This is a genomic window from Bacteroides faecalis (genome assembly GCF_003865075.1).
Classification (GTDB): domain Bacteria; phylum Bacteroidota; class Bacteroidia; order Bacteroidales; family Bacteroidaceae; genus Bacteroides; species Bacteroides faecalis.
This window is the reverse complement of sequence record NZ_BHWB01000021.1, coordinates 14,709-27,355: the sequence shown is the minus strand read 5'-3', so window position 1 is coordinate 27,355 and position 12,647 is coordinate 14,709. Positions and strand designations below refer to the sequence as shown.

Annotated in this window: 7 protein-coding genes; 1 reads left to right on the top strand and 6 read right to left on the bottom strand. The window is 39.2% G+C overall.

The features are described from left to right. Positions 1 to 450: 450 nt before the first annotated feature. From scpA to EJF25_RS21105, 3 genes are all read right to left on the bottom strand, one after another. A complete protein-coding gene (gene scpA / locus EJF25_RS21115; protein WP_125042620.1) occupies positions 451 to 2,598 on the bottom strand; it encodes a methylmalonyl-CoA mutase in 2,148 nt (715 codons plus the stop codon). 1 nt (position 2,599) lies between these two features. Continuing rightward, positions 2,600 to 4,501 carry a methylmalonyl-CoA mutase small subunit gene (gene mutA / locus EJF25_RS21110; RefSeq protein WP_125042619.1) on the bottom strand — a complete coding sequence of 634 codons (1,902 nt, stop codon included), beginning with the start codon at positions 4,499 to 4,501 and terminating at the stop codon, positions 2,600 to 2,602. Between the two features lie 735 nt (positions 4,502 to 5,236). Continuing rightward, positions 5,237 to 5,524 carry a hypothetical protein gene (locus EJF25_RS21105; protein WP_125042618.1) on the bottom strand — a complete coding sequence of 96 codons (288 nt, stop codon included), beginning with the start codon at positions 5,522 to 5,524 and terminating at the stop codon, positions 5,237 to 5,239. A 243-nt stretch (positions 5,525 to 5,767) separates the two neighbouring features. Between EJF25_RS21105 and EJF25_RS21100 the strand changes: the two genes are divergently transcribed. Further along, positions 5,768 to 7,432 carry a putative transporter gene (locus EJF25_RS21100; RefSeq protein WP_125042617.1) on the top strand — a complete coding sequence of 555 codons (1,665 nt, stop codon included), beginning with the start codon at positions 5,768 to 5,770 and terminating at the stop codon, positions 7,430 to 7,432. Between the two features lie 69 nt (positions 7,433 to 7,501). On the opposite strand, the gene EJF25_RS21095 is transcribed toward EJF25_RS21100, so the two are convergent. From EJF25_RS21095 to EJF25_RS21085, 3 genes are read right to left on the bottom strand one after another with little or no spacing between them, the layout of a single operon-like run. After that, entirely contained in the window at positions 7,502 to 8,137 is a 636-nt protein-coding gene (locus EJF25_RS21095; protein WP_125042616.1) for a cytidylate kinase-like family protein, read from the bottom strand. A 51-nt stretch (positions 8,138 to 8,188) separates the two neighbouring features. Further along, positions 8,189 to 10,951: an outer membrane beta-barrel protein gene (locus tag EJF25_RS21090; protein ID WP_125042615.1), complete on the bottom strand. Its 2,763-nt coding sequence runs from the start codon at positions 10,949 to 10,951 to the stop codon at positions 8,189 to 8,191. Between the two features lies 1 nt (position 10,952). Next, positions 10,953 to 12,440, bottom strand: coding sequence for a cobyric acid synthase (locus EJF25_RS21085; RefSeq protein ID WP_125042614.1), 1,488 nt, complete (start codon positions 12,438 to 12,440; stop codon positions 10,953 to 10,955). Positions 12,441 to 12,647: the final 207 nt, after the last annotated feature.

Here is a 12,647-nt window from a genome sequence, read left to right as displayed (position 1 = left end):
TGCCAACAGCCTTTTTAAAAGTATACAAATGTACATTATATTTCCTAGATTCTCACACAAAGGGATAAAAATACAAGGTAATTACACTAGATCTAACAAAACTAGGGCACTCACCGGAAGATGGAGACAGAAATGTTATGAAACAATAAATTCCCTGTATCCCTAGCAAATACCTTAATATTTTTACAATAAAAAAAACCGGCAACCCACTACTAAAACAGTCAAAAAAGAGTCTGTAAATATCCGGATATCCAAATTCATACACGTTCTTAAAACATCATCACTATCTATATTTGGGGATACAATAATCCCCTTATTAATACCCTATTTCAAGAATGAAAAAGAATATAATAAGGGGATTATTTATGATAAAGAGGTATCAATCTATAAGACTTTCAACTTAGAAATTCAATTTTGAGATTCCCTCTTCCTTGAATCTATTACAATCAATTATTCTTCGTCCAACAAAATCTCTAATACCTGACTTGCAGATTTAGCAACCGGAGTACCAGGCCCAAAGATGGCAACAACTCCTGCCTTATACAAGTAATCATAATCCTGTGCAGGAATAACACCACCGGCAGTCACCAAAATATCTTCACGACCCAATCTTTTCAGTTCTTCCATAATTTGAGGAATCAACGTCTTATGTCCGGCTGCCAATGAAGAAACACCAACCACATGAACGTCATTCTCTACAGCTTCACGTGCAGCTTCTGCCGGAGTCTGGAACAATGGTCCCATATCTACGTCGAAACCACAGTCAGCATAACCGGTTGCAACAACTTTGGCTCCACGGTCATGACCGTCCTGTCCCATTTTTGCAATCATAATACGAGGTCTGCGACCTTCTTTCTTTGCGAATTTATCAGCCAACTCACAAGCATGCTTGAAGTAGCTATCACTTTTACTTTCTGATGAATACACGCCCGATATAGTTCTAATTATTGCTTTATAACGTCCTACAATCTGTTCGCAAGCATAAGAAATTTCTCCCAAAGTTGCGCGCACATGAGCTGCTTCTACAGCCAATTCAAGCAAGTTGCCTTTACCTGTCTTCACACATTCGGTAATAGCAGCCAATGCTTTGTCTACTTCAGCTTGATTACGTCCTTCTTTCAAACGCTTCAGGTTTTCTATTTGTTCCTGACGAACAGCTGTATTGTCAATTTCAAGAATATCAATCGGAGCTTCTTTTTCCAAACGATATTTGTTCACACCTACAATGGTCTGAGAACCACTATCGATACGGGCCTGTGTACGTGCAGCCGCTTCCTCGATACGCATCTTAGGAATACCGGTTTCGATAGCTTTTGCCATACCACCCAGTTTTTCTACTTCCTGAATACGCTCCCAAGCCTTATGTGCCAACTCATTTGTTAAAGTTTCCACATAATAAGAACCACCCCATGGATCGACATTCTTACAGATATTAGTTTCTTCCTGAATATAAATCTGAGTATTACGTGCAATACGTGCAGAAAAATCAGTCGGAAGAGCAATAGCCTCATCCAATGCATTGGTATGCAAAGACTGAGTATGTCCTAAAGCTGCCGCCATTGCTTCGATACAAGTACGTCCTACATTATTGAACGGATCTTGCTCAGTCAGTGACCAGCCGGAAGTTTGAGAGTGTGTACGCAATGCCAATGATTTCGGATTCTTCGGATTAAATTGTTTCACAATCTTCGCCCACAACATACGTGCAGCACGCATCTTTGCGATTTCCATAAAGTGATTGGTTCCGATAGCCCAGAAGAAAGACAGACGTGGAGCAAATGCATCAATATCAATACCCGCAGCAGTTCCGGCACGAAGATACTCCAGACCGTCAGCCAATGTATAAGCTAATTCGATATCCGCAGTAGCACCGGCTTCTTGCATGTGATAACCAGAGATAGAGATTGAGTTAAACTTCGGCATCTTCTGAGAAGTATATTCGAAAATATCAGAAATAATCTTCATAGAGAATGCAGGTGGATAAATATAAGTGTTACGCACCATAAATTCTTTCAAAATATCATTCTGGATAGTACCCGCCATTTCTTCCAATTTAGCACCTTGCTCCAGTCCGGCATTAATATAGAATGCCATAATCGGAAGCACTGCTCCATTCATAGTCATGGAAACAGACATCTTACTCAAAGGAATTCCATCGAACAAAACTTTCATATTTTCCAATGAACAGATAGATACGCCGGCCTTACCTACGTCACCTACTACACGTTCATGATCAGGATCATAGCCACGGTGAGTAGCCAAGTCGAATGCAACAGACAACCCTTTTTGTCCGGCAGCCAGATTACGGCGATAAAATGCATTTGATTCTTGTGCTGTAGAGAATCCGGCATATTGGCGGATCGTCCAAGGACGAAGAGTGTACATCACTGAATAAGGACCACGCAAATAAGGAGGAAGTCCGGCTGCATAATCCAGATGTTCCATTCCTTCAAGATCCTCCTTTGTATAAACAGGCTTCACTTCAATGTGCTCCGGTGTTTTCCAGTCAGCGGAAATACCGTTAGCCTTTTGCCATTCAGCACCGTTAGCAGGCTGAAATGCGGCATATATATCGATATTTTTAAAATCTTTTCTCATTTTACTTCAATAGTTTGGCGTTAAACTCTTTCAAGGTATCCAATACGTTTACACGAACATGGATGAAGCTCTCGATACCTGCAGCCTTAAGTTCTTCGGCACAAGCAGGATTACCGGCAACGATAAACATAGCACGTCCGTTCAATGCTTTAAAAGCAGGAATAGCATATTCCGCATATTCATCATCGCTGGAACAAAGAACTACGATATCCGCTTTCGCAGCCATTGCCGCTTCAACACCAGCTTCCACAGTTTCAAATCCAAGATTATCGATAACTTCATAACCTGCACAAGCAAGGAAATTACAAGAATATTGGGCACGTGCCTGACGCATAGCCAAGTTACCAATTGTCAGCATAAATGCTTTCGGAAGCTTCCCAAAGGCTTCTGTCTCCAGACGTAAAGCTTCAAATTCGCTGGCAGCACGATCGAATACCAGTGTATTCACATCCTTTTCACAAGTTTGAGCATCATTTCCACAACAACATTTCGCTTCGACTGGACGTTTTTCACCGGCTTTCTCATTGAAGTTAGGGAATTGGTTAGTACCCAACAAAATTTCACGGCGTTGAGCTACTGCTTTATGACGAGCCTTATTGCTTTCGTTTACAGCAGCCTGAACTGTTCCCGCTTTCAGCGCAGCATAAAAACCGCCAGCTTCTTCTATAGACAGGAACAGTTCCCAAGCCTGTTTAGCAATAGATACTGTAAGATTCTCAATATAATAAGAACCTGCAGCCGGGTCAATTACTTTATCAAAATGAGATTCTTCTTTCAATAATAATTGTTGGTTACGTGCCAAACGTTCAGAGAATTCATCCGGAGTTTCATAAGTCTTATCGAACGGCACAACTGTCATTGAATCAACACCAGCCAACGCAGCACTCATCGCCTCGGTTTGTGTACGAAGCAAGTTTACATGAGCATCAAATAAAGTGAGATTGAAAGTCGATGTTTCAGCATGAATTGCCATCTTTGCAGCGCAACGGCATTCTCCCTGAGGACCTTTATTTTCACAGTCACGCAAGCATTCAGGATTGTAAGAAGCTACAATATTCGCCCACAACATACGTGCTGCACGAAATTTAGCAATTTCAAGGAAATAGTTGGAACTAATACCAAAATTAAATTTTATCTTCTTGGCAACTGTAGCAGCAGGAATACCTGCATCTATCAACTGGTTCAAGTATTCATTACCCCAAGCTAACGCATAACCTAATTCCTGAGAAATATATGCACCAGCATTGTTCAGAGATAGTGCATTTACATTAATTACGCGATAAAAAGGAAGCGGTTGAATAGCTTCAATCAAAGCTTTGGCAGTTTGTACCATATCCCCCTTTTCTTTACCGCGAGTCAGCATTTTATTGAAGAAATCATAATTGATAGAACCTCTCAGTTTCTTCACATCATAATCCTTCTTCTGGAAATAAGCAACAAGTAAATTAGCTAATTTAACAACATGTCCTTGACAGGTTGAGAAGTTCAATTCTACACATTCAGCCTGAATATCATTTAACAACGTTTCAATATATTCGGCATTCAGTTCTTTTGCTTTTACGTGAAAAGAAAGAGAATCGACACCTTTATTCAGAATATCCAATGCTTTCGCATTTGCTTCTTTCGGGCATTCAACTTTAACTTCCTGGCGGACCAGCCATTCATTGTTGTTTTTCTTCGTACCTCTTAAGTAAGGAAATTCTCCGGGAAGTGCGTTTGTTGTTTTCAAACCTTCCAAATCCTCCATACGATAGAAAGGTTTTACTTTGAATCCTTCGTTTGTTTTCCAAACGAGCTTCTTCTCAAAATCAGCGCCCTTTAGGTCAGCTGTAACCTTCTCCATCCACTGTTCGGTGGAGACAGGAGAAAAGTCCGAGAAGAGTTTTTCTTTTTTGTCTGCCATAGTTTATTAAAATTAAAACCAAATTAATATTGTTCTTATTTTTATCTATCTCATTCCAAATGCCCATCGTTACATCTGCAAATATAACCATTAAGTTCAAAAGACTGTCTTTTTTAGGGAAAATTCGTACAAATAGAAAGTCACTCTTTTCCCGTTTAAAGGAAACGATGCAAAGACTTAAGATTCTCGGTTCATAGAACAAGGATCACTTATGCACAAAACAATTCGTAGAACTATAGTATACGTTTCGTAAAACTATAGTGGTACGTATTTTGATAATATTTTGGAGATAAGTTATTGATTATCAGTAGATGCATTTGATTGATTCCTCCAAATCCTACATACAGCCCTACATGGATAGGGTTATTACTGATTTTATTCTGAGGACAAAGACAGATAATAAAATTTAATGTAAAAGGCTTATAATGAAGTTTTTTCGAGGTATATTGTATTTATAGGAATGCTTCTACCAATACCTCAATTACTGCGTTCAAACAATCTCGAACTCCTCTTTGTGTCATACCGCCTCTTTGTGCGGCTTAAGCAATTACTTGTTCATTATTCATGAAAGTGATTTACGGATAGCCTGTATTCTTTATCAATCTGTTTATTATTTGTCATAATTACTAATTCTGTTTAGCGGTTGTTATACTCTTGTTGGTTCATGGAAAGATGCCGGATGAGCTGTTCCAAAGACGCATCTTTCAAAATCACTTTCTTCTGCTTATTCTATCTTCACTTGTTTGACAAGGCATATATCGCACAGTCCACCGTAACAGGTGAACTTATATTTGCTGACCGGATTACCGCAGCAGGTGCATTTCTTGTTGGATTCTTTTTATATATAATCAAGTCAATCGCGCTGCGGGACAAGCCGTATGCGTCCGCCAAAGCGCGTGTTATGTATCCGGAAGTGTGTCCGCCTTGACGACGGAGTTCGTTGTACTCGCTACGGATGATGACCGCACGACAGGTGTATCCAGAATGTCGTGTTCCGATAGTCCTACGAATTAATATATACACCAGAAGAAATAACGATATGCAGTCAAAAGAATTATTGTATGCAGTAAAAGGAATAACCATTTAAATCAATTAAAAATAGTATAATATAATAAAGAAATAATCTTCTTATAGTGGAATATCTATATAGAATTGCATAAATGGATATTCTCTATTTTTAATTCTTCATTTATTTGATTAGCTCCAATGTTATGACTAATTTTGCATCCGTTTTTAGAAAAATATTATAAAAGCTACTATTAAATTATGGATTGGTTACAAAGTTTACTGTGGGACCCTAGCTCCGTAGCGCATATCGTATTCCTCTACGCCTTCGTAGTGGCAGCCGGTGTGTATCTTGGTAAGATCAAGATATTCGGAGTATCTCTGGGAGTCACTTTTGTTTTGTTTGCCGGCATCCTAATGGGACATTTCGGCTTCACAGCCGATACACACATCCTACATTTCATCCGCGAGTTCGGATTGATCTTGTTCGTATTCTGTATCGGTCTTCAGGTGGGGCCATCATTCTTCTCTTCTTTTAAAAAAGGCGGAATGACATTAAACCTGTTGGCTGTAGGCATCGTAGTGTTAAATATTGCTGTTGCTCTGGGGCTTTATTATCTCTGGAACGGACGTGTTGAACTGCCAATGATGGTAGGTATCCTCTATGGAGCCGTAACGAACACTCCGGGACTTGGTGCTGCCAACGAAGCACTGAACCAGTTGAGTTATAACGGTCCGCAAATTGCGCTTGGTTATGCCTGTGCTTACCCTCTTGGTGTAGTTGGTATCATTGGATCAATCATTGCTATCCGTTATATTTTCCGCATCAATCTGAATAAGGAAGAAGAAAGCTTGAAAACGCAAAATGGAGACGCACACCACAAGCCACATATGATGAGCCTTGAGGTTCGCAATGAATCTATTAGTGGAAAAACACTGATTGAAATTAAAAATTTCCTGGGACGTCCATTTGTTTGTTCACGTATTCGACATGAAGGTCATGTCAGCATTCCGAATCATGAAACGCTCTTCTATGTGGGCGACCAACTATTTATTGTTTGTTCAGAGGAAGATGCAGCTGCTATTACCGTATTTATAGGAAAAGAAGTAGAACTGGATTGGGAGAAACAAGACCTTCCAATGGTATCCCGCCGTATCTTGGTTACCAAACCGGAGATCAACGGAAAAACATTAGGTTCTATGCATTTCCGCAGTCTGTATGGCGTAAACGTAACTCGTGTCAATCGTTCCGGTATGGATTTGTTTGCTGATCCTAATCTAATATTGCAGGTAGGTGACCGCGTTATGATAGTGGGCCAACAAGATGCTGTCGAACGTGTTGCCAACGCGTTAGGTAACCAATTAAAGCGTCTTGACACACCTAATATAATAACTATCTTTGTGGGTATTTTCTTAGGTATCCTTTTAGGCAGTCTTCCTATTGCTTTCCCGGGTATGCCTACTCCATTGAAGTTAGGTTTGGCAGGTGGTCCGTTGGTAGTAGCTATTCTGATCGGACGCTTTGGTCATAAGCTTCATCTGGTAACTTATACTACTATGAGTGCCAATCTAATGCTTCGTGAAATAGGTATCGTGCTTTTCCTTGCCAGTGTAGGTATTGATGCGGGTGCCAACTTCGTGCAAACTGTAGTTGAAGGGGACGGATTACTTTATGTAGGTAGCGGTTTTCTGATTACAGTGATACCATTACTTATCATCGGTACAATTGCCCGTCTATATTACAAGGTAAACTATTTCACTTTAATGGGATTAATAGCCGGTAGTAATACCGATCCTCCCGCATTGGCTTATTCAAACCAGGTAACATCCAGTGATGCACCAGCAGTAGGATATTCTACAGTTTATCCATTATCAATGTTCCTTCGTATTCTAACAGGGCAAATGATATTACTAGCGATGATGTAAATTAAGTTTTGTCATAAATAGAAAAGCCGGCTAAATTCATGAATGAATAAGTCGGCTTTATTTTTTATCTCATATAATAAGTTGAAGTCTTTTTGCCACAAATTCCTCTATAAACCGAATGGTTCCATCAATACCTAATGAAGAGGAATCAATACATAAATGATAAGTAGCAGCAGCTCCCCATGTTTTAAAACTATAATAATTATAGTATTCCGAACGCTTCTTATCCGCTTTCTCCATCATTTCTTCTGCAGCTTCTTCGCTAATATGATGAATCTGACAAAGACGTGCGATACGATCTTCTTTAGAAGCTGAAATAAAGATATTTGCACAACGTGGATGTTCTCTCAAAATATAATCGGCACAACGTCCAACAAATACACAGGATTTTTCTGTTGCTAATCGACGAATCACATCACTCTGTACTTTGAACAAAGCATCATTGCTCAGGCAATTGTTACATGGCATTGCACCTTCACTAATAAAAGGAAATCTCATTCCGAATAGCCCTCCGATAATACCTTGTGAGGCTTTCTCATCGGCTTTTTCGAAAAACTCTTTGCAAAGTCCACTTTCTTCCGAAGCTAAATTAATCAATTCTTTATCATAGAAGTCAATACCCAAACGAGCAGCCAACTTCTCTCCTATTTCTTTTCCGCCGCTACCTAATTGGCGGCCGATATTGATGACATAATTACCACTCATAGTACATTTGTTTTATGGTTTTGAAGCAAACATACGAATTATTTCCAAAACTTACATCATTGTACGGAAATTATATTTGAAACTAACAATGAAATATCCACGTATTTGTTGGCTACGGTATTCATAAAATCCGTCGGAAGTAGCTGTACGTATATAATTTTTCTTATCACTTAAAATATCCGACCAATATGCTGACAACTCTGCTGTCTTCTTTTTCAGAAAACGACAGGTAGCCCCTGCATTCCAGAGAATTTCATTCTCATCATCCTTTTGAATATTTGTTCCACCTCTAAGTACATAGGTTGCATCCGTCCGCAGTTGTAGTCCGAAAGGCAAATCCACATAGCTTTCAAGCCCAAACCGATAATTTCGAGTAAACGTATTATTATCATTCACCGAATTGAGCGAATACTGATATTGCCAGCCTGTAGAAAAATCAAGTCCTCCCCACGTCGGCTGATACGAAAGATGAGCTTCACAATTCAGATTGGAAGCACGTATCGTGCTTTTCTTTGGTTCCTGGCTTCTATCTTCATTAATCATACTGACTCTGTTATCACGATTTCCATAAGCATCCAACCGTAAAGAAAAGGATTTCCCCATACGCTTCCACCAATTAGCCCCGGCATTCACTCCCCAATTACCATTGATATTAATAGGATATGTCTCGCGCCCTCCCGTCTGTGAATCATATATCATAACCTGAGTTACACTATTCTGTTCCATCCGCCAGCCAACATTCGCAGATATTCCTTTCGCTTGATTCTGAAAGCTTAAGCGTAAATTATGAGTAAACATCTGCTTCAGATCCGGATTTCCCCGAGTGATATACAGCGGATCACTATTATCCGTCAAAGGCATCAAATCCGACAAAGAAGGCTGACGAGTCATGCCATCATAGTTCAGATTCAGCTGAAGTTGTTTCTTTCGCCAACCTAACCATATCATTGGCTGGTAATCGATAGTATTCATTGTAGTGTCTGCACTAAGTTTTCCAATTTTTCTATCAACCGTACGCTTTTGTGGAGTAACGACTACCATCGCATTGACCGTCCATGTAGTATCACCATAGTTAATTCCCAGACTCAAATCATGACCTTTAAATCGACTACGACTTCGATTACTCAAACTATCTACATACCCTTCCTGATAATTGTCCGGTAACTTACCGAAAGTATCCTCAGTTGTCAAGGAAGATAATTCATAAGTATCACGATTATCTTTTTCATATTGAGTACTCCAGGCATAAGACGCTTTCAAACGTACTTTCTTAGCAATCAATTGCGATAAAGAAAATCCCATCCGCCAATTGCCGTTCCGGGTAGGTGATTGCAAATATTGATTTCGAAAAAGCACCGAATCATTTCCCAACTTATCTTTCAGACGGTAATAAGTCGTATTGGAAAGAGAGAAATTTTTGTTTGTTCCCCACGTATCTGAATTTTGAAGATTCAAGCTGATGGTGGTATTTCCTTTCTCATCCATTCGTCTCATAACGCTTGCCATCCACATATAATTATTTGATTGACCTTTAGATAGCGAACGATTCTCACTACGATTGATCCTGATATCTTTAGGGATCGATTCAAAATTATCAAAAAAATTATTCTGTTCAATACCCGGAGGTGCATCAAAAGTTGCATTCTGATTACTGTTTTCACCTTGATTGGGAGATAGTGAAAAATTTCCCACAAAATTGAAACGGGTACGTTTATCAATTTTTCCATCTCCAAAGAAGTTACCGGATATATTCCTGTTTTTAGAATTGTTTTCACTAACGGAAGAAGAATATTGATTACCACTAGTCAAATATTGCTCTTGATAGGTGCTGGATATATTGCCGTTCCGATTAAGACCATAATTCACACTGCCCGATAATCTTAAATCTTCTCCTAACTTCTTTGTCATATTCAACCCTATCGAATTATTGATGTTATCTTTATAAGTACTATTCTGGTATCTATTTGTAGAACGCATTATCAATGAAATGTTATCTCCATTTTTCCGAAAATAGTTCGCTTGTGCTTCTAAGTCTTTTTTCCGGTTATTACCAAATCCAACTTTTGTACTCGCCAACCATGTTTCATTCAATTCATCTTTAGTTTGCAGATCGAGAACATAATTTTTCTTGCCATCATCAACATCGGTAAATTCTTCCTCTTTCGAACGTTTGTCGTACACTCGTAGCTTACTGACTAAATCTGCCGGAAGATTTTCCAACGCAGTCTCCTTACTGCCGGAAAAAAAAGATTCTCCATTTACATTAATTTCACTAATCGTTTGACCGTTGTAACTCAATGATTTATCATTCTTATTATACACCAATCCCGGAACACGCTTCACCAAATCCTCCAGATAAGAACCTTCCGGCGTTTTATAGGCTGCAGCATTGATTACTGTTGTATCACCTTCCATCACTATCTCTTTTAATTTGGCAGTCACAACTACTTCACTAATCCGGATATCATCATCCTTCAGGACAATTGTTCCGACATTGACAGATACTGAATCTTTCAAGACAAGGAAAACAGATTGCATTCCCATAAAAGAAGTTTTCAACAAATATGTCTTCTTGTTCTGAGGCTGAAAACTAATCGTAAAACGACCTTCTTTGTCACTTGTCGTTCCTTTTACAAAAGCAGAATCGCTCTTCGATAATACGACGACACTTGCGGAAGGTAAAGGCTGTTTTTCTTTGCTTCCAGTTTCTACTGTCAGTATTCTTCCTTTGATTGTTCTTGTCTGCTGAGCATACAAAACAGAGTGTATCCCCATTAATAATAAAAGTAGTCCGGCTAGTCTATAAGTTTTCATGTTAGTTGTGTTTCAAAATCTTATATAACAATGACATATCAATGTGTTCTCTCACATGAGCTGCCAACTTATCATATTGTTCTTCTTTATATGCTGTATAATCAAATACATGCTGTTCCAATTTATCAGTATAAGGTTCGAGCAAGAAATCGATAAATGATTGATTATCCAATATTCCATGGATATATGTCCCCAAACATTTACGACCGTTTCGATAACCGTCTTCCCGTCCGTCCGTCAATTGATTTAAAGGAGAAGCAATAGTTCCTTCGGCAAGTACTGTCCTTCCCATATGAATTTCATATCCTTTGCAAATTGTTTCTGTTCCGTCAAAAGTAAAGTTCACTTGCCGAGTTACTTTATCCCCTTGCATACTGGTAATCACAGGAAGCAATCCTAAACCGGGCAAACAGTTGAAATCCCCTTCTACTCCTTGCGGATCCCGAACTTCCAGTCCCATCATTTGATAGCCTCCACAAATTCCCATGACTGTTGCTCCTCTCTGATGAGCGTTAAGAATGGCTTGTGCCACTCCATTACGGCGAAGTTCATAAAGATCATCCAGCGTATTTTTACTTCCCGGTAGTAAAACAATATCGGCCTTCTCTATATCATCCACATTGTTGGTGTAGTACAAATGCACCCGTTCATCCCTTTCCAATATATTAAAGTCAGTAAAATTAGAAAGATGTCTTAACAATACTACGGCTACATTTATCTTGCCGATCATAGCTTCCCGATTCTTATATTCAAGCATTACAGAGTCCTCTTCTTCTATATAAATTCCTCTGAAATAAGGAATGACTCCCAATACAGGGATTCCACAAAGTTCTTCCAGCATCTTGACTCCGGGTTCAAACAGACGGATATCTCCCCTAAACTTATTGATTATAATCCCTTTAATGAGTGAACGTTCTTCCGGTGTCTGCAACAAGACAGAGCCATATACACTGGCAAAAACACCACCTCGATCAATATCCGCAACAAGAAATACATCAGCACCGGCATGTTTCGCCATTGGCATATTAACCAAATCACAATCCCGGAGATTAATTTCAGAAATACTTCCGGCCCCCTCCATTACAATAGGATTAAATTGGTTGGCCAATCTATCATAAGCAGCATTTACCACTTTCCGAAGTTCTTTACGATTTTCTTTCTGAAAGAATTCATATGCACTACGGTCGCCAATCGGTTTCCCACATAGTATCACTTGGGCAGTCTGTTCTGTACTAGGTTTCAGTAATAGTGGATTCATGTCAGAGTGACAAGGTACTCCCGCTGCTTCCGCTTGAACGGCTTGTGCCCGTCCAATCTCCAAACCTTCTGGCGTAGCATAAGAATTCAGTGCCATATTTTGTGCTTTAAAAGGGGCAGGTGTATAACCATCCTGCTTTAGTATACGACAAAAAGCCGTAGCTAAAACACTTTTGCCTACATCACTTCCTGTACCGGCAAGCATAAAGGAGTTAAGTCTATTCTTATTCATTTTTTCCACACCACATTAATCTGAAATAACCTAAAATGTGATTTTAAGTTTTAAGGCGGTAAAAGTACACAATATAAAGTGATTCAAGAGAAAAAGTCTGTAAAAAAGGCAAAATATCTATTTGATTTAAGCACTAACTATATTCATACACAATGTTATACTTACACTCCCTGATTAAATACCTCCAACTTTTCTATATGAACTACT